Annotated in this window: 15 protein-coding genes; 7 read left to right on the top strand and 8 right to left on the bottom strand. The window is 74.1% G+C overall.

What is annotated here, in order from left to right; genetic code table 11:
* Positions 1-63: 63 nt before the first annotated feature.
* Together HA039_RS31620 and HA039_RS31615 are read right to left on the bottom strand one after the other, a co-directional pair.
* Positions 64-960, bottom strand: coding sequence for an alpha/beta fold hydrolase (locus HA039_RS31620; RefSeq protein WP_167035164.1), 897 nt, complete (start codon positions 958-960; stop codon positions 64-66).
* Between the two features lie 132 nt (positions 961-1,092).
* Positions 1,093-2,028, bottom strand: a complete 936-nt coding sequence (locus HA039_RS31615) for an RNA polymerase sigma factor (RefSeq protein ID WP_167035162.1) — start codon at positions 2,026-2,028, stop codon at positions 1,093-1,095.
* Between the two features lie 145 nt (positions 2,029-2,173).
* On the opposite strand from HA039_RS31615, the gene HA039_RS31610 reads away from it, so the two are divergent.
* Positions 2,174-3,157 (top strand): SDR family oxidoreductase, encoded by a 984-nt coding sequence (locus tag HA039_RS31610; protein ID WP_167035160.1) that lies wholly within the window; start codon positions 2,174-2,176, stop codon positions 3,155-3,157.
* Position 3,158: 1 nt separating this feature from the next.
* On the opposite strand, the gene HA039_RS31605 is transcribed toward HA039_RS31610, so the two are convergent.
* Genes HA039_RS31605 through HA039_RS31590 form a run of 4 tightly spaced genes read right to left on the bottom strand, consistent with a single transcriptional unit; the run spans position 3,159 to position 6,434 of the window.
* Positions 3,159-3,890 carry a glycosyltransferase family 2 protein gene (locus tag HA039_RS31605; RefSeq protein ID WP_167035157.1) on the bottom strand — a complete coding sequence of 244 codons (732 nt, stop codon included), beginning with the start codon at positions 3,888-3,890 and terminating at the stop codon, positions 3,159-3,161.
* The gene (locus tag HA039_RS31600) at positions 3,887-4,522 is read right to left on the bottom strand and encodes an SAM-dependent methyltransferase (protein ID WP_167035155.1); all 636 of its coding nucleotides are present in this window, start codon (positions 4,520-4,522) and stop codon (positions 3,887-3,889) included. The genes HA039_RS31605 and HA039_RS31600 overlap by 4 nt, the downstream gene beginning before the upstream one ends.
* Positions 4,519-5,310, bottom strand: a complete 792-nt coding sequence (locus tag HA039_RS31595) for a PIG-L deacetylase family protein (protein ID WP_167035153.1) — start codon at positions 5,308-5,310, stop codon at positions 4,519-4,521. Before HA039_RS31595 ends, HA039_RS31600 begins: the two co-directional genes overlap by 4 nt.
* Positions 5,307-6,434, bottom strand: coding sequence for an acyl-CoA dehydrogenase (locus HA039_RS31590; RefSeq protein ID WP_425086393.1), 1,128 nt, complete (start codon positions 6,432-6,434; stop codon positions 5,307-5,309). The genes HA039_RS31595 and HA039_RS31590 overlap by 4 nt, the downstream gene beginning before the upstream one ends.
* A 276-nt stretch (positions 6,435-6,710) precedes the next feature.
* On the opposite strand from HA039_RS31590, the gene HA039_RS31585 reads away from it, so the two are divergent.
* From HA039_RS31585 to HA039_RS31570, 4 genes are all read left to right on the top strand, one after another.
* Positions 6,711-8,315, top strand: a complete 1,605-nt coding sequence (locus tag HA039_RS31585) for a sensor histidine kinase (protein WP_167037919.1) — start codon at positions 6,711-6,713, stop codon at positions 8,313-8,315.
* 246 nt (positions 8,316-8,561) lie between these two features.
* The gene (locus HA039_RS31580) at positions 8,562-9,029 is read left to right on the top strand and encodes a DUF6643 family protein (RefSeq protein WP_167035151.1); all 468 of its coding nucleotides are present in this window, start codon (positions 8,562-8,564) and stop codon (positions 9,027-9,029) included.
* A gap of 277 nt (positions 9,030-9,306) precedes the next feature.
* Positions 9,307-9,915 carry an Rv1733c family protein gene (locus HA039_RS31575; RefSeq protein ID WP_167035149.1) on the top strand — a complete coding sequence of 203 codons (609 nt, stop codon included), beginning with the start codon at positions 9,307-9,309 and terminating at the stop codon, positions 9,913-9,915.
* 231 nt (positions 9,916-10,146) lie between these two features.
* Positions 10,147-12,552, top strand: coding sequence for a right-handed parallel beta-helix repeat-containing protein (locus tag HA039_RS31570; protein WP_167035147.1), 2,406 nt, complete (start codon positions 10,147-10,149; stop codon positions 12,550-12,552).
* On the opposite strand, the gene HA039_RS31565 is transcribed toward HA039_RS31570, so the two are convergent.
* Complete coding sequence (locus HA039_RS31565; protein ID WP_243870286.1) at positions 12,522-15,050, bottom strand: hypothetical protein; 2,529 nt, start codon at positions 15,048-15,050, stop codon at positions 12,522-12,524. The genes HA039_RS31570 and HA039_RS31565 overlap by 31 nt on opposite strands.
* Positions 15,051-15,192: 142 nt before the next feature.
* On the opposite strand from HA039_RS31565, the gene HA039_RS31560 reads away from it, so the two are divergent.
* A complete protein-coding gene (locus HA039_RS31560) occupies positions 15,193-16,032 on the top strand; it encodes a DeoR/GlpR family DNA-binding transcription regulator (protein WP_167035145.1) in 840 nt (279 codons plus the stop codon).
* Positions 16,029-16,469, top strand: coding sequence for an SRPBCC family protein (locus HA039_RS31555; RefSeq protein WP_167035143.1), 441 nt, complete (start codon positions 16,029-16,031; stop codon positions 16,467-16,469). Before HA039_RS31560 ends, HA039_RS31555 begins: the two co-directional genes overlap by 4 nt.
* Before the next feature lie 55 nt (positions 16,470-16,524).
* Here HA039_RS31555 and cds1 read toward each other — a convergent pair whose 3' ends face one another.
* Entirely contained in the window at positions 16,525-17,673 is a 1,149-nt protein-coding gene (cds1, locus tag HA039_RS31550) for an L-cysteine desulfhydrase Cds1 (RefSeq protein ID WP_167035141.1), read from the bottom strand.
* Positions 17,674-17,689: the final 16 nt, after the last annotated feature.

The following is a 17,689-nucleotide window of genomic DNA, read 5'->3' as shown; positions in this document are numbered from 1 at the left end:
TCGCGGGCGCGGATCCCCCGGCCGGTACGGGGTCCTGACCGGCCGGGGGTCGGGACCCGGGACCTACGCGAGCGCGGACCGGGCGAACGTCCGTACCGCGTCGGCGAACGCCTCGGGTTCTTCGAGGTGGCCCAGGTGCCCGCTGTCCTCCAGGACGACCAGCCGCGACCCGGGGATCAGGGCGTGGAGTTCCCGCGCCCACCGGGGTCCGCAGATCACGTCGTACCGGCCGACGATGACCAGGGTGGGCACGGTGACCGCCGGCAGGGCGGCCCGGTCGTCGATGACGTCAGGTTCCAGGTTCTCGTCGAGGGACGAGATGTAGGTGCAGGTGATGGTCTCGCGCAGGCCGCGGAACTCGTCCTCGCGCTCCCAGTAGCGCGCGAGGGAGACGGGCAGCAGATCGCGCAGCGCCGCCGTGATCGTCGTGTCGTCCCTGGCGGTCCCGGAGGCCTGGAGGCCGCCGAGGACGGTGGGGAGGTCGGGCCGGTCGCCGTTGCGGCGGACGAACTCCTCGACGCGGGCGGCGGACTCGGCCATGTGCTCGGGGCCGGTGACCGGGGCGCTCTCGTACAGCACCATGCCGCTGAGCCGGTCCGGGTGGTGCAGCGCGAGGTACTGGGCGACGAAGCCGCCGTACGAATGCCCGAGGACGAGGACGCGCGGCAGGGACAGGGCGTCGAGCAGGCCCGTCAGGCCGCGTGCGTAGCGCTCGCGTGTGTAGCCGTGGGGGTGGGACGGAAGCCGCTGGGAGCCGCCGGTGCCGAGCGGCTCCACGTACAGCATGGTCAGGAACTCCTCGGCGGCGGGGACGCGCGTGGGCTTCCAGTCCACGCCGGGACCGCCGGGCACGACCAGGCAGACCGGTCCTGAGCCGTGCACGTGGTACCGCTGGCGCAGGCCGTCCACCTCGATGTCGTGCGTTCCGGGGGACAGGAGATCGGTCGTCTTGTTCTGCATCGGGTCTCTCCAGGTGGGTGGTACTTGGGACACCCACAGGACGCGGAGGCGCCGGAGAAGTTCGATCGGTTCGATGTGATTCAGATCACAATCAGGGAGGGGTGGGGCGGGCCGTGCTTCCGGGCGGCCGGATCAGGCGGCGGGGGCGTGGAAGAGGCGCAGCTCACTCATCCTGCCGTTCCGGTTCGTCATCAGCCAGGCGACGGCCGGCGGGCAGTGGTCCGGGCTGTCCGGCGGGTTCAGGAGGTCCATCTCCCAGATGGTGATGTCCCGGCTGGTGACCGCGCTCACGAAGCGCTGGTGCACCCCCGCCTCCAGGTCACCGGCCATGCCGCGGATGAGGAAGTCCCGGTCACCCAGGCGCTGCCGCCCCGCGTAGTACCCGGCGTCCGGTGTCCACCGCTCGGCGGTCAGCTCCGCGAACCGGCCCTGCTCGGCCGCGGCCAGCGTCTCCGCCGCGTCCCGGGCGCTGGCCCGGGACAGGGCTAGGGCGTTGTCGTGCACCGAGTCGGACGTCGCCCTCATCGCCTCGACCAGCTTCCGCCTGGCCTCGTTGAGCCTGCTCCGGACCGTGCCGACGGGCACCCCGCACAGCGCGGCCATCTCCTCGTAGGAGGGCGTCCGCGGGCTGAAGTGGCGCAGCATCACCGTCATGCGCAGGGTCGGGGACAGCTCGCCGACCGCCCGCCAGACCCAGTCCCCCGTCGCGTGCCGGTCGACGATCTCCTCGGGTCCTGTCGCCTCCACGGCGAGCACGGACAGGTCGGGGACGGGTGTCGTGGGGGCCGCCGAGCGCAGCCGGGAGCGGGAGACGTTGCGGACGACCGTACGCAGCCACGCGCCGACGGACTCCGGCTGCCGCACCTCGCCGATGTGCCGCAGCGCGATGAGCGACGCGTCCTGGACGGCGTCCTCCATGTCCGGCACCGTGCCCAGCACCCCGAGCGCCACCGCGCACATGCCCGCCCGGTGCCGTTCGAGCAGGGCGCCCACCGCGGCCACCTCCCCGTTCCGCGCGGCGGACAGCAGGTCGGCGTCGGTCGGGTTCTCGAACGTGGTGCCGCTCATTCTTCCCAGGGTACGTACGGGCGTGCGCCGGGGGCCGCCCCGGGCCTCGGGGCGGCCCGTCACCCGTTCGGTGGTTCCGGGGCGGGTGCCGAGACGAGCAGAATGTCCCCTTCCGCCTCTCCCCCGGAGTCCCCCGGAGTCCCCGATGACCAAGGCCCTCCCCCGTGAGGCCGCCCCCGACCTGCGAGGCCGCCTGGCCCTGGTCACCGGTGCCAACAGCGGTATCGGGTTCGGTGTCGCCCGCCGCTTCGTCCGGGCGGGCGCCGATGTCGTCCTGGCCGTACGGAACACCGCCAAGGGCGCGGAGGCCGCGCAGCGCCTCGGCGACGCGGCGCCCGGCGCGCGGGTGCGGGTGGAGGCGGTGGACCTGTCCTCGCTCGCCTCGGTGCGGGACCTCGGCGCGCGGGTGAACGCCGAGGGGGCGCCTCTGCACTATCTGGTCAACAACGCCGGGATCCTCGCCCCGCCGCGGCGGACGCGGACCGACGACGGCTTCGAGTTGCAGATGGCGACCAACTACCTGGGCGCCTTCGCCCTGACCGGACTGCTCCTGCCCGTGCTGCGGCGGGGCGGCGGGCGCGTGGTGGCCATGAGCAGCCTCACGGCCCGTACCGCCCACCTCGCCGCCGAGGACCTGGCCGGCACCGGCACGTACCACCCGTACGCCGTGCACAGCACGTCCAAGCTCGCGCTGCTCGTCTTCGCCCTGGAGCTGGACCGGCGCAGCCGGCTGCACGACTGGGGGATCAGCAGCAACGCCGTCCATCCGGGCGGGGTGTCCGGCCACTTCCACGTGGCGGGCCCGAGCCTCGGCGGCGGGCGCCCGGACCTGGTGGCCCGCTTCTCGGCCCGCCTCTACAAGCTGCCGGGGCTGGGGAACGACGTGACCCGCGGGTCCCTGCTCCCGTTCTTCGCCGCGACGGGCGGGCGGGCGGAGGGCGGCGCCTACTACGCCCCGGCGGGCTTCGCCGAGCTGAGCGGCCCGCCCGCCCCGGCGAAGGTGCCCGCGCGGGCCGGGGACGTGCGGCTCGCGGCGCGCCTGTGGGAGGCCTCCGAGGCGCTGACGGGTGTGACCTTCCCGGGCTCGGACCCGGGCTCGGACCACGAATCCGGCTCCGGCCCTGTGTGATCTAGTCCTCCGAGCGTGCCAGCGCGCGGAGGTGGGCGCCGAAACCGTGCGGGGCGCGGGCGTCGGAGCGGGGTGAGGTGAGGACCGGGCACAGGTCGGTCCGGAGAATGCGGCGGCCGTCGCGTTCCAGGGCGGCGACCAGCGCGCGGTCCTCGCTGTAGGCGAGCGGCGGAAAGCCGCCGGCCCGCCGGTAGGCGGCCGCCGCGATCCCCAGGTTCGCGCCGTGGACGTGCGGGTGGGACCAGAGCGCGGGCACGGCGGGGCGGCCGTCGAAGTACCGGGCGTCGTGGCGTGCGGCGGTCGCCGGGCTCAACGCCGCGTGCGGCGCCAGCCGTACCGTCCCCGCGAGGCAGTCCCAGCCGTCGCGGGCGTGGCGCATGTGGTGGGCGAGCCAGTGCGGCGGTACGAGGGTGTCCGCGTCGGTGGTGACGATCCAGACGCCGTCGCCGTGGGCCCTGAGGCGGTCCAGGGCGGCGCTCACCCCGGCCGCGCGGGCGGCTCCCACGTTCCGGCGGGCCAGTTCGACGACCAGGGCGCCCGCGCGCCGGGCCGCGGCGGCGGTGCCGTCCGTGCAGGCGTCGGCCGCGACGACGGTCAGCACCGTGACACCGGCGACGCCGGGATGGAGGGCGGCGGTACGGACGCTCCGCAGCGTGGCGGGCAGGTGTCCCGCCTCGTCGTGGGCCGGGACCACGACGGCGAGGGCGGAGGGGCCGCCGGTCGCGGTGCTCACACCAACCCCTCCTCCTCGGCCGGGGAGGGCACCGGACTCCCGTCGGGGTGCCGCCGGGCGAAGGTGTGCAGGACGAAGTCGGGGTCCCGGTGGTCGGTGAGCGGCTGGAGCTCCGGTACGGCGGCGAGGAGCGGCGCCAGTTCCGTACCGGTACGGAGGTGTTCGGCGACGGGGTGGTCCCAGTGCGCCGTGACCAGCGTGCCGCCGGGCTCCAGGCTGTCGACGGTGCGGTCGAGGATCTCGCGCAGCGCGGTGTCGTCGAAGTAGTAGAGCAGTTCGGACAGGACGATCAGGTCGAAGCGGCCCTCCGGCCACTGGGCGGGCACGGTGAGGCGTCGTACCTCCACCTGGGGAAGCGCGGCGGTCCGGTCGGCGGCGGCGCGTACCGCGGCCGGGACCCGGTCGGTGGCGAGCAGCCGGTCGCAGCGCGGGGCGAGCAGTGCGGTGAGGACGCCGACGGAGCAGCCCGGTTCGAAGGCGGAGCGGTAGCGGCGCTTCGGCAGCGAGGCCACGGTCAGGCCGTACTTGCGCTGTTCGTACCAGCGGCCGGCCAGGTCCCAGGGGTCGGACGTGCCCCGGTACATGCCGTCGAAGTAGTCGGCGGGTGTGGAGGCGCCGGTGGGCGCGGTCATCGGAACACCACCTCGAACGGCCTGGTGTGGTGGGCGAGTTCCTCCGGGGGGAGGATCGGCGCGTTCTCCTTCCCCTCGGCGAGCGGAGCGATCTGGCTCGTGAAGCGCCCCACCGCCCGGGTCTTCCCGGCCAGGGTCGCGGCCGGCATCGGCAGGCGGGCGGCGTCGGCCCACGGGACGCGCGGGTCCCCCGGCCGCGCCCAGTGCCACATCCAGACGGGGTAGGACCACAGCGGTACGCCGGCCGTCGCGCAGGCGGCCCGGGCGGCGCGTCCCGCCGCCTCGTGGTCGCTGTGCAGGTCGCCCGCCCACGGGGCCACGCACAGGGCGGCGCCCGTCTCCCGCAGGAGTCCGCCGATCGCCCCGGCCACCCGCGCCTCGTGCCGGTGCACCTGGGTGTCGGGCACCCCGAGCCGGGTGGGCCGCAGCCCCGGGAGGCCCAACTCCGCCAGGGCGGCGAGGAGTTCGGCCTCCCGCAGCTCGGCCATGCGCGCGCGGTCGATCCGCCGGCTCCGTGGGTGGGAGCCCTCGCCGTCGGTGACGGAGAGCAGGCGCACCTCGGTGCCGGTGGCCGCAAGGGCGGACAGGGCTCCGCCGAAGCCGAGCACCTCGTCGTCCGGGTGGGCGGCCACGACCACCACGGGGCCGGCGGGCAGCGCGACGGCGGGGAGGTCCGCGAGGGGCGCCCAGGCGGCCCACCGCGCCTCCGGGGTGCCCTGGGCGTCGATGGCGTCGGCGGCGGCCTGTTGCCCGGTTCCGGTCGCGGCGGGGCGGGGTACGGCGCTCATCGCGCGTCCTCGTTCCGGGGGTCGGCGGTCGCGCGGTCGGATGTCAGGTGGTCGGCGGTCAGGTGGTCGGCGATGAGGTGTCCCAGCTCGGCGAGGTTGCGTTCGGCGTGATGCTGGCGGAGGTAGACGGTCAGGTCGGCGACCGCGCGGGCGTGCCCGGCGTCGTGGCACAGCGGGCCGGCTCCGGTGGCCCGTCCCACGTGGGTGAGAACCTCGGAGCAGACCTTCTCCACGAAGGCGCGGACCCGCAGGCTGCGCATCCGGCCGCCGCCGAGCGCGTCGGCGGGGTCGGCGTCGATGTCGTCGGCGGCGCGTTCGAGGACCGTCTCCGCCGCGCCGAGCAGGACGTCGACCGCGCCCAGGTGCGCCGCGGTGTGCGCGTCCGGCGCGCGGTGACGTACCGCGCCGGACAGCGTGCCGGCGACCGCGAGGGCGCCGCCCAGCCAGCAGGCGGCGACCCCGATCCCGCCGTGCTGGAAGCCGGGGCGGTCGACGTAGCCGCCCACCGGGCCGACCGGCACGGCCGGGACGCCGGAGAACGTGACGTCCGGCGAGTCGCTGCCCGCCATGCCGACCGCCTGCCAGGTGCCGGGCACCGGCGACACACCGGCCCCGTCCAGCCGTACCGCGAACAGGCGCCGCCCCTGGGATGTGTCCGCGCTGATCAGCGCGTGCGTGCAGACGTGGGCGCCCGAGCAGTACGGCTTGACGCCGGTCAGCCGCCAGCCGCCGTCCCCGTCCGCCTCCCCGGGGACCTGCGTGGCGTGGAGGCCCGGGCCCGGCGGCTGGGCCGCCCACACGGCCCAGCGCTCGCCGTCCCGCGGCCGCGGGCCGTCCAGCTCGTGCAGGATCGCCACCGCGTCCGTGTGCCCCTCCGCCAGCCGGGCCAGGGACAGGTCCTCGCGGGCCAGGTCGGAGAGCGCGCGGAAGCGCTCCCGGGTGCGGCCCGCGCCGGGCAGGGGCAGACGGAGGGCGCCCGCGTCGGCCAGCGCCGTGAAGCGGGCGGCGACGGCGCGGCGGACGGCGTCGGGATCGAAGGGGGCACGGTCGTCGCGGAGGCCGGCGGGGTCGCGAGGAGCGTCCCCCGGCACGGGGCCCGCGGGAGAGCTCGCGTCAGCGGACACTTTTCCTCCTGTACGGAACGGACGAGGTGGGGCCCTCGCGAGGGCCGCGGAGGGGGCCGATGCCGCCTGCCCTCCGCCGACGGGCGCAAACGGCCGGCGCCGGCGGCGCGGCGGAGCCCGCGCTCTCTCACCTTGCGCCGCAGGGGCCGCCCCCGCAAAAGTTGTGGCCGCGGTCCCCGGCCGGTGGGTGCCCGTGACAACAGTTGTTGTCCGGCAACGGTACGCTGACCGCGCCCGCGTCAGCCGCCTCGGGCGACGCGGAGAGAAAGCGTGGGCATGGAGACGTCGGGCAAGAGCCGAGGGACCGCGAGCCGCTTCGTCCCGGAATGGACCACGCGGCGCTGGCTGCTCACCGGGACCTCGCTGGCGCTGGTGGTGCTGCTCGGGCTCTCGCTCTGCGGTGCCTGGGTCTTCGCCCGCTCCACCGCCATCAACAACCGGCTGGTCGACCGGTCGAGCCCGGCCCTGATCGCGTCCGTCCAGCTGGAGAGCGCCCTGATCAACCAGGAGACCGGTATCCGGGGGTACGGCATCACCGGCCGGTCCGAGTTCCTGGACCCGTACCGCGAAGGCACCGCCCGGCAGCGGGCGGCGGTACGGCAGCTCAGGCTCCTCGGCGGCGGTGACCCGGTGGCCGCGCGCGACCTCGCGGCGGTGGACGACCGCGCGCAGCGGTGGCGGACCCTGATCGCGGACCCGGTCGCCACCTCCGCCGACCCCATCCCGACGGCCAGGCAGCGGGCCGAGGAGGGCAGGGAGCTCTTCGACTCCCTGCGCAAGGCGGTGTCGGCCCAGCAGGAGCACCTGCGGGCGGAGCGGAACAAGGCCCGCGCCGACCTCCAGGGCGCGCGCGCCTTCCGCAACTGGACCTTCTCGGCGATGGCGCTGGTCATCCTGGCGCTCGCGGGCCTGGTCTTCGTCGGCCTGCGCCGCGGGGTGACCGCCCACCTCGACCGGCTCTCGCTCGACGTGCGGAAGGTCGCCGCCGGCGACTTCGCCCATCCGGTGTCCGGTTCGGGCCCGGTCGACCTGCGCATGCTGGCGGCGGACGTCGAGTTCATGCGGACGCGGCTCGCCGCCGAGCTGTCGGTCAGCGAATCGGCGCAGGCGGCCCTGACCACCCAGACCGAGGAACTGCGCCGTTCCAACTCCGAGCTGGAGCAGTTCGCGTACGTCGCCTCGCACGACCTCCAGGAACCGCTGCGGAAGGTGGCGAGCTTCTGCCAGCTCCTGGAGCGCCGCTACGCGGAAAACCTCGACGACCGGGCCCGCCAGTACATCGCGTTCGCCGTCGACGGGGCCAACCGCATGCAGGGCCTCATCAACGACCTGCTGAGCTTCTCCCGCGTCGGCCGCCTGCTGACCGACTACGTCGACGTCGACATGAACGAACTCTTCGACCGGACCGTCGATTCCCTCGGCATGGCCGTCGAGGAATCCGGGGCCGTCGTCACGCACGACCCGCTGCCCGTCCTGCGGGGAGAGCGCACGCAGCTCGGGATGCTGCTCCAGAACCTGATCGGCAACGCCGTGAAGTTCCGCTCCCCGGATCGCACTCCGCTCATTCATCTCGGCGTCCGACAGGTCGCGGGAGCGTGGGAGTTCGCCGTCACGGACAACGGGATCGGGATCGCGCCGGAGTTCGCCGACCGCGTCTTCGTCATCTTCCAGCGTCTGCACACCCGTGAGCAGTACGCGGGAAACGGCATCGGCCTCGCGCTGTGCCGCAAGATCGTGGAACACCACGGCGGAACCGTCACCGTCGACCCCGCGCACAGCCCCGGTACGCGCGTCGTCTTCACGCTCACCGACACCACCGGCGCGGCCCCGCAGGTGCCCGCCCAGGGGCAGGGAGCCCTGCCGCGCGCCCGCCGGCCGTAGGGCGCGGGAAGCGGCCCCGCACGCCTCGCTTTCGCTATCGGCCCGTCACCGTGACGGGCCGTCGCCCTTTGTAGCCCGGCCGCCACTTCTCGTTATCCGGGAGGCCTCCGCAACAAGAAATGCCTCCGGCGTTAACAAAACCTTTAACGCCGCTATGGCCGGTCGGTCGCACAGAACCAGCGTAAATCGGATGAGCCCGAGATGGGGGCTCCCCAACCGGCACACGGTGGGCTTAACTTATGTTCCATGACCTCCCCCCGCGCCACCTACGGCGGCGGTTACTACACCGCGCCGTCGTTCCCGGACACCCCGATCTACGACTCCTTGGTCGCGGAGCGGGGCACGCCTCAGATCGCCCCGATCCGAGTGCCTTCCGCCTACGACCCGGGCAACAGTTATCTGCCGGCTCTGCCCTCCGCCCTGCCGGCCCTCCCGGCGGGTCCGTCCGCGCCCTCCCCGGCGTACGGCGGATACCAGCAGCAGGCTCCGATGCAGCAGCCCGTCCCGCTGCAACACGCGCCCGCGCCGTACATCCCGCAGCAGGTCGGCGCGCCCCGCGGCTACCAGAGCGCGCCGCCCCAGCAACAGCAGCAGCGCCCGATGCCCGGCACCGGGTACGAGGCGATGCGCCCCGCGGCGCCGCGCCCGCCGGCTCCGCAGCCCGGCCCGTACGAGGACCCGTACAACCGGCCGTACCAGAGCCGGGGGTACTGACCGCCCCCGAGTCCCGTACGACGACGTACCAGGGTGGAGGTCCTACCCGTACTTCTCGTGCCCCCGATCTCCCCAACTCCCCGTCCGCACCGGGGAGACGGGGAACCGGGGGCACACGTCCCCCTTCGCGTGAAAGTCGCTCCCGACGGGAACTCCGGGCGGTGGCAGGCACGTTGGGTGCATGGGACATCGAAGTGACTTTGCTCTCTCTCCTTGTCCGCCGGGCATCACGCGAGCCGTCCCGGGCTACAACGGACACGGAAGGGGGTGCGGGACTGTGCGATCGATCGTCGGACTCTGGCGCTGGCGCAAGAATCCCCTGCGCCGGGGCACCGATCTCATGGAGGCGTGGGTGGCGCTGGTCGCGGCGCTGCTGCTCGCCCTCGCCGCGCCGGCCACCGGCTGGGTCAGCGGATCACGCATCAATTCCTCGTTGCAGCACACGGTGCGTCTGCAGCGCGAGGAGCGGCACCGGACGACCGTCACGGTCACCGGCCAGCCGAAGGAGCACCACCACAACGCCTTCGACGCCGAGTCGGCCGTCGACCACGACGGCGGCGGCCGTGTCCTCGCGGCGTGGACGGCCGCGGACGGCACGCGGCGCACCGGCACACTCACCGCGCCCGGACACCGGACGGCGGCCGGTTCGACGTTCACCATCTGGACCGACCCCCGGGGCAAGCCGGTCAAGAGCCCGATGGACGGCAGCTGGGCGCGGCTCAACGCCGTGACGGCGGGCGCGACCACAGCGCTCATGGCGGCGGTGCTGGTGGAGCTCCTGCGGCGGCTGGTCGTCTGGAGACTCGTACGGCGGCGGTACCACCTGCTCGACCGGGCCTGGGCGAAGGCAGGTCCCGACTGGGGCCGCACGGGCGCGGGGAGTTGAGAGACCGCCACCGCGCGTGAGCACCGGCGGGTGCCCGCCGGCCGCGGGCCCGGGGCGAGACCCGCGCTTGCGTCAACCCAGCGGTGCCGCGCGCGCTACGGTGGTGCCCCCGGGTCGGCCAGGCCGTCTCTTCCGGATCTTGCCGGATCCTGCCGGACCGGGGCGGGGCCCGGGCAGGCCCCGGTTCGGATCGTCACGCGCACACGCACGAGGTGGGGGCACAACAGCGCCATGGCACAGGGCACGGTCCAGGTGACGCACACCGGAACATCGCGTTGGCGGCGCCGCACGGGCGAATACGCCTCCCTCGCCGCAGCCCTGGAGGCCGCCGCCGACGGCGACATACTGACGATCGCGCCCGGCACGTACCGGGAGAACCTGATCGTCGCGCGCGCCGTGACCCTGCGCGGGCCCGAGGGCTCGCTCGGTTCGGTGCGGATCGCGCCCGTCGACGGCGTACCGCTGACCGTCCGCGCCTCGGCGACGATCCAGGACCTGCACGTGGAGGGCCAGGACACGACGGCGCCCGCCGTGCTCGTCGAGGACGGCACGCCCGAGCTGCTGGACCTGCGGGTGGTGACCCGCTCCGCGGCCGGGATAGAGGTACGGGGCGGCGCGGCGCGCCCGACCGTCCGCCGCTGCACGGTCGACAACCCCGCCGGGGTCGGCATCGGCATAATCGACGGGGCCGGCGGGGTGTTCGAGGAGTGCGAGGTCGTCGCCGCCGGGCAGTCCGGATTCTCGGTGCGCGGGGGCGCGCACCCGCGGCTGGAGCGCTGCCGCGTCCACCACGCGTCGGGGGCGGGCCTGTCCGTCACCGGTGAGGGCAGCGGCCTGGAGGCCTTCGGCTGCGAGGTGTACGAGATCAAGGGCACCGGGGTCCAGATCGCGTCGCGCGCGACCGCCCACCTCACCGACTCGTCGGTGCACCGGACCTCGGCCGACGGCATCACGCTCGACACGGACGCCGTGCTGACGCTCTCCGACTGCGACATCCACGACATCCCCGAGAACGCGATCGACCTGCGGTCGCGCTCGGTGCTGACGCTGACCCGCTCGACCGTCCGCCGCTTCGGCCGCAACGGCCTCTCGGTGTGGGACCCGGGCACCCGGGTCGACGCCAACCAGTGCGAGATCCACGACAGTACGGGCGACTACCCGGCGGTGTGGATCAGCGACGGCGCCACCGCCGTGCTCGACGCGTGCCGGCTCCACGACGTCCCCGACGCGCTCTTCGTCCTCGACCGCGGTTCGCGTGTCGACGTCGTGGACAGCGATCTCTCGCAGGTGCGGAACACGGCCGTGTCGGTGAGCGACGGCGCGACCGCGCAGCTCGACGACTGCCGCATCAGGGAGGCCTCCACCGGGGCGTGGTTCCGGGACCACGGCAGCGGCGGCACGCTGAACTCGTGCACGATCGACTCCGTGCAGACGGGTGTCATCGTCACCAAGGGCGCCGACCCGACGATCGAGCGGTGCACGGTCACCTCGCCGGCCGAGGCGGGTTTCTACGTCTCCGCCGAGGGGCGCGGGACGTTCCACAACTGCCGGGTCACCGGCAGCGGGGGGTACGGCTTCCACGTGATGGATGGCTGCCGGTCGACGCTGACCCGCTGCCGCACGGAGCGCTGCGCGCGCGGCGGGTACGAGTTCGCGGAGGACGGGCCCGTCGCCGAGGACTGCACGAGCGACGAGAGCGGGGTGCTGACCCCGCCGGCGGAGCCGCCGCCGGTGCCGGTCGCGGCCCACTCGGGCGGACTGCTCAACACCGTGCCCCCGCGTCCCGCCGCCGCACCGGCGGCGGCCGAGGCGCCCCCGGCAGCGGCGCGCGCGGCGGAGGCGGTGCTCGGGGAGCTGGACGCGCTGGTCGGCCTGGAGAGCGTCAAGCGGGAGGTCCGGGCGCTCACCGACATGATCGAGGTCGGCCGGCGCCGCAAGGAGGCCGGGCTCAAGGCCGCGTCCGTGCGCCGCCACCTGGTCTTCACCGGCTCCCCCGGCACCGGCAAGACGACGGTGGCCCGGCTGTACGGCGAGATCCTCCACTCCCTCGGCGTCTTGGAGCGCGGCCATCTGGTCGAGGTGTCCCGGGTGGACCTCGTCGGGGAGCACATCGGGTCCACGGCGATCCGTACGCAGGAGGCGTTCGACCGCGCCCGGGGCGGTGTGCTGTTCATCGACGAGGCGTACGCGCTGTCGCCCGAGGACTCCGGCCGGGACTTCGGCAAGGAGGCCATCGACACGCTGGTGAAGCTGATGGAGGACCACCGCGAGGCGGTCGTGGTGATCGTCGCCGGCTACACCGTGGAGATGGAGCGGTTCCTGACCGTCAACCCCGGTGTGGCGTCGCGTTTCTCCCGCACCATCACCTTCAGCGACTACGTTCCCGAGGAGCTGCTGCGGATCGTGGAGCAGCAGTCCGAGGAGCAGGAGTACCGGCTCGGCGAGGGCACGGGTGAGGCGCTGCTCAAGTACTTCACCGTGTTGCCGAAGGGACCCGCCTTCGGCAACGGCCGTACCGCGCGGCAGACGTTCGAGTCGATGGTGGAGCGGCACGCGGGCCGGGTCGCCCAGCTGCCGCAGACCAGCACGGACGACCTGACGCTCCTCTACCCGGACGACCTTCCCGAACTGCCCTGATTCCCGGGCGGGTTCGGGCGCGAGGTGTCCGGGCGCGAGGACTTGTGGGGTGAGGTGTTCCGGCGTGAGGTGTTCTGGCGCGGGAGTGGCGCGGGCGGCAACCGGTCGAGCAGCGCGTCCCGTTCCTCGGTGAAGACCGGGTCGCTCTGGTAGGCGGAGTGCCCGAGGATCGGCTCGGGCAGCGGGTGGCGCGCCGAACGGCCGTACGCGAGCGGGTCCTTGAGCGGTCCGCGGTCCACCTCGGGCCGGTCCCCGTCGGCGGGGATCCTGACCGGGCCGCCGATCGGGTCGGTGGCGCGCCACAGGTTGCGCCAGCAGTGCACCTCCTTGCTGAGGCCGGCCAGGGGGCCCGCGCCGAAGTAGGCGGGGAACCAGCGGCCGTAGAGGCGTTCCAGGGGTGAGCCGTACGTGAGCAGGGCCACGCGGCGGCGGGTGGCGGGGCGCAGCTGCCAGACGGCGGCGGCGGCCAGCACACTGCCCTGCGAGTGCCCGGAGAGGACGAGCCGTCCGCCGGTCCGGCCGGTCCAGGAGGCGATCCGCCAGGTGAGGTCGGGCACGGCCCGTTCGGCGTAGCAGGGCGGGGCGAAGGGGTGGGCGGCGCGCGGCCAGAACGTACCGACGTCCCAGAGGATGCCGATGGTGCGGCGGGCCGACGGGTCGCGGTAGGCGCGGCGGCCCCAGGTGACGAACAGTATGAAGCCGAGGCCGATCAGCCAGGAGCCCAGCGCCTGGGCGGTGTCGGCGGCGGACTCCACCAGGGAGTTGCTGCCCTCGGCCGCCTGTCCCGGCACGGCGCCGCTCAGCCACGACCCGGCGACGGCGGCGGCGCCGAGCAGCAGCGCGGCCCCGGACAGGGTGCCGACGAGCCAGGGGGCGGCGTCGGTCAGCGCGGCCCGCGCGCGGGCGCCGGCGATCTGGCGGGTACGGAGGGGGTCGGCGCTCACGTCGCCGTACTCCGCCTCCACGACCGGGGCCAGCCGGCGCCCGGCGCGGAGCGTGCGGACGGCGAGGACCGTCAGCGGGACGAGGAGCAGCACCAGCAGGACCGGGATGGCGGCGGCCTGCCAGCTGAGCAGCACCGGCGGGCCGGCCATGGCGCCCTCGCCCATGCCGGGGGTGGCGCCGCCGTCCAGCCAGTCGGCCACGCGCTGGGCGACGCCGCCGGTCATCACCCCGGCCAGGGCGCAGGCGAGCATCGCGACGGCGGGGCCGCCGAGGCCCCGCAGGACGGTCCTCTCGTGCGGGGCCCTGCGGTGCAGGGCGCTCGCCGTGACCAACAGGGCGAGGATCAGGGCGACCTGGGTGAGGACGATCACCCGGAAGGTGAGGTCGCTGGGGAGCGCGCCGGACGAGACCCAGCGGGGGCGTGACCAGCCGCCGTAGAGCATCGCTGCGGCCAGCAGGGCGAGGGAGGTGACGGGCAGCCAGGTCACCAGCGCCCGGTCGACGGTGGCGTCGCGGCGGCGCTCGCCGCGGCCCCTGCTGCACACCACCCGGACGACGACGACCGCGCAGACGACCAGCGCCGCTTGGAGGAGGCGGCCGAGCAGGTCGGCGGTGGCGCCGCCCGCGTCCCGGTCGTGGTGGGCGGCGGCCCCTACGAGGGAGGTGGCGACGGTGAGGAAGCCGGCGGCGGTGTGGGCGGCGCGGAGGCGGGCGACGAGGCGGCGGCCGTACCAGAAGCCGGGGCGGCCCAGGGCGGGACGGGGGACGGGGCTGCCGGTGTCCGTCTTGGTGCCGGTGTCCGTCCCCGTGTCCGTCCGGGTGTCGGTGTCCGTGCCGGTGTGAGGGACGGCCTCGGTCTCCGGGAACCCGCCCGGGCGCGCGTCGGTGGGCGGCCGTTGGGACTCGTAGGCGCTCCACGTCCGGTTGGAGAGGTACCAGAGCAGGCCCACCAGCGCGGCGGGCACCACGGACGCCAGGGCGAGGCGGCGGCCGGGCTGCGCCCACCAGCCGTGGCCCTCCGGGGAGAGGAATCCGAGCCAGGACCGGTCGGCGACGCAGCGGGCGGAACCGGCGCACTGCCACGCGGTGAGGTCGAGCGCGACCTCGCAGGCGGCGGCGGTCAGCAGGACGGTGAGGGTGAGGGCGACCAGCCGTACCAGGACGCCGTACAGCCGTTGGGACTTCATCAGGCCCCTGGTCGCCGGGCGCATCCAGTGCGCCAGGTTGACGACCATGAAGGGCAGGAGTAACAGCCACAGGGCCCGCGAGCCGTTCCCCGACGTGAGGTTGCACCACACGTACGCCTCCGGGACCGGCCGGTCGCGGGCGTCCGTACCGTCTCCGGCCGGGTCCTCGCGGGTACGGGCCTCGGCGGTACGGTCCTCCGCGTCCACGTCGTCCGCGCGGCGGAAGACCGCCGCCGTGTTGTCGCCCGTGACGCGGACCGTACGCGGGTCGTCGAGCATCTCCTGCGGTGTGGTGCCACCGACACCGTGGACGAGCAGTTCGAGCGCGGGTCCGCCACGGTGGGGAACAGGGGTCTCGGGGAACACTTCGGTCACTCGCCCTCCGCATGCCGGGATCGGCCGGTGCCGGGTACTTCCCCGGGTGCCACCGCCGCCAACCCCGCCGCACGGGTCACAGGCGCGTGGGAGGATGAAACAGGCAGGCCGAAGCGGAAGGACAGCTCCCGTGGTGAGCGACAACCAGAATCTCCTCGCGGAGCAGCGCCGTGCCGTGATCCTGGACGAGGTGCGCCGGCGGGGCGGGGTCCGGGTCAACGAGTTGACGCGCAAGCTCAAGGTCTCCGACATGACCGTGCGCAGGGACCTGGACGCGCTCGCCCGGCAGGGTGTGGTGGAGAAGGTGCACGGCGGCGCGGTGCCGGTGGTGGAGGCGAGCACGCACGAGCCGGGCTTCGAGGCGAAGTCGGCGCTGGAGCTGAGCGCGAAGGAGGACATCGCGCGGGCCGCGGCGGAGCTGGCCGTGCCGGGCAGTGCGATCGCACTGTCGGGTGGTACGACCACCTACGCGCTGGCGCAGCATCTGCTGGACGTGCCGGACCTGACGGTGGTGACCAACTCGGTGCGGGTCGCCGACGTGTTCCACGCGGCCCAGTCGGCCGGGGCGGCGGGCGGGCGGCGGCCCGGCGCGGCAACGGTGGTGCTGACGGGCGGGGTGCGGACCCCGTCGGACTCGCTGGTGGGTCCGATCGCCGACCAGGCGATCCGCTCGCTCCACTTCGACGTGCTGTTCCTCGGGGTGCACGGCATCTCCGTGGAGGCGGGTCTTTCGACGCCGAACCTGGGCGAGGCGGAGACCAACCGGCGGTTCGTGCGCTCCGCGCGCCGGGTGGTGGTGGTCGCCGATCACACCAAGTGGGGCACGGTGGGGCTCAGTTCGTTCGCGACGCTGGACGAGGTCGACACACTGGTGACGGACGCGGGGCTGTCGGCGGGGGCCCGCGCGGAGATCGCCGAGGTGCTGCCCGGCCTGGTGGTGGCGGGCGAGCCGGAGGAGGGCGGGTCCGGGTGACGGCGTTCCGTATCGAGCGGACCACACCGCTCGCCGCCGAGGAGGCCTGGCGGCGGCTCACCGACTGGCCGGCGCACGCCGACCAGGTGCCGCTGACGACGATCTCCGTGCCCACACCGGGGCCCACCCGGGTCGGTACGGTGTTCGTCGCGCGGAGCGCGGTGGGAGCCGTCGGGTTCGACGACCCGATGGAGGTGGTCCTGTGGGAGCCGCCGGCCGGGGACGCGCCGGGCCGGTGCCGGCTGGAGAAGCGGGGCACGGCGGTGCTCGGGTGGGCCGAGATCCACGTACGGGCGCGGGGTGGCGGATCGTCCGTGACGTGGGAGGAGGACCTCCGGCTGCGCCTGCTGCCCGGGGCGTTCGGCCCGCTCACCGCGCGGGCCGGACGGAGGGTGTTCGGCCGGGCTGTCGACCGCCTGCTGCGCGGCGGGGCGTAGAAGGCCTCCTGCCGATCAGGACAGATCAGGACGGGGCGGGAGGGGTCAGGACGGGTCAGGACGGCCAGACCCCGGTGTCCAGGAAACGTTCGAGGGTGATCGTGTACGGGGCGATGTCCAGTCCCTGCGCGGCGAGCCAGTCGTCCGAGTAGTACTTGTCGAGGTAGCGGTCCCCGGGATCGCAGAGCAGCGTGACCACACTGCCCTGCCGCCCCTCGGCGACCATCTCCGCCACAATGCGCAGGGCACTCCACAGTCCGGTGCCGGTGGAGCCGCCCGCCTTGCGCCCGACGACCCGCTCCAGGGTGCGTACGGCGGCGATGCTCGCCGCGTCGGGGACCTTCATCATCCGGTCGATGGCGCCGGGCACGAAGCTCGGTTCCATCCGGGGGCGGCCGATGCCCTCGATCCGGGAGCCGCAGTCGGTGCTGGCGGTGGCGTCGCCCCGGGTCCAGCCGTCGAAGAAACAGGAGTTCTCCGGGTCCGGCACGCAGATGAGGGTGTCGTACTGCATGTAGTGCACGTAGCGGGCGATGGTCGCCGACGTGCCGCCCGTACCGGCCGTGGCGACGATCCAGGCGGGCTCGGGGTGGCGTTCCAACTCCAGCTGCTGGAACATCGATTCGGCGATGTTGTTGTTGCCCCGCCAGTCGGTGGCCCGCTCCGCGTAGGTGAACTGGTCCATGTAGTGGCCGCCGCTCTCGGCGGCGAGGCGCGCCGACTCCGCGTACAACGTCCTCGATTCGTCGACGAAGTGACACTGCCCGCCGTGGAACTCGATGAGCCGGCACTTCTCGTGGCTGGTGGTGCGCGGCATGACCGCGATGAACGGGACGCCGATCAGCTTCGCGAAGTACGCCTCGGAGACGGCGGTCGAGCCGCTGGAGGCCTCGATCACCGGTTTGCCGGGGCGGATCCAGCCGTTGCACAGGCCGTAGAGGAAGAGCGAGCGGGCCAGGCGGTGCTTGAGGCTGCCGGTCGGATGGGTCGACTCGTCCTTCAAGTACAGGTCCACGCCCCACGCTTCGGGGAGCGGGAAGCGCAACAGGTGGGTGTCCGCGGAGCGGTTGGCGTCGGCCTGGACCTTGCGTACGGCTTCCTTGAGCCAGGCGCGGTAGTGCGGGTCGCTGCGGTTCACGTCGATGGTCACGACGCCCGTTCCCGGGCCGTCCGCGGCCGGTCCCACGCTGTCCTGTTCGGTCATGAGCGCCGTTCCTCCG

It is taken from the genome of Streptomyces liangshanensis (genome assembly GCF_011694815.1).
Taxonomy (GTDB): domain Bacteria; phylum Actinomycetota; class Actinomycetes; order Streptomycetales; family Streptomycetaceae; genus Streptomyces; species Streptomyces liangshanensis.
Note: the sequence above shows the minus strand (reverse complement) of the source record. Positions and strands in the feature narration are given on the sequence as shown.

Excerpts from the sequence above, each read along its gene's own strand:
- HA039_RS31570 (WP_167035147.1), top strand. The coding sequence starts at position 10,147 with ATGGCACAGGGCACGGTCCAGGTGACGCACACCGGAACATCGCGTTGG.
- HA039_RS31610 (WP_167035160.1), top strand. The coding sequence starts at position 2,174 with ATGACCAAGGCCCTCCCCCGTGAGGCCGCCCCCGACCTGCGAGGCCGC.
- HA039_RS31595 (WP_167035153.1), bottom strand. The coding sequence starts at position 5,310 with ATGAGCGCCGTACCCCGCCCCGCCGCGACCGGAACCGGGCAACAGGCC.
- HA039_RS31615 (WP_167035162.1), bottom strand. The coding sequence starts at position 2,028 with ATGAGCGGCACCACGTTCGAGAACCCGACCGACGCCGACCTGCTGTCC.
- HA039_RS31580 (WP_167035151.1), top strand. The coding sequence starts at position 8,562 with ATGACCTCCCCCCGCGCCACCTACGGCGGCGGTTACTACACCGCGCCG.
- HA039_RS31620 (WP_167035164.1), bottom strand. The coding sequence starts at position 960 with ATGCAGAACAAGACGACCGATCTCCTGTCCCCCGGAACGCACGACATC.
- HA039_RS31585 (WP_167037919.1), top strand. The coding sequence starts at position 6,711 with ATGGAGACGTCGGGCAAGAGCCGAGGGACCGCGAGCCGCTTCGTCCCG.
- cds1 (WP_167035141.1), bottom strand. The coding sequence starts at position 17,673 with ATGACCGAACAGGACAGCGTGGGACCGGCCGCGGACGGCCCGGGAACG.
- HA039_RS31600 (WP_167035155.1), bottom strand. The coding sequence starts at position 4,522 with ATGACCGCGCCCACCGGCGCCTCCACACCCGCCGACTACTTCGACGGC.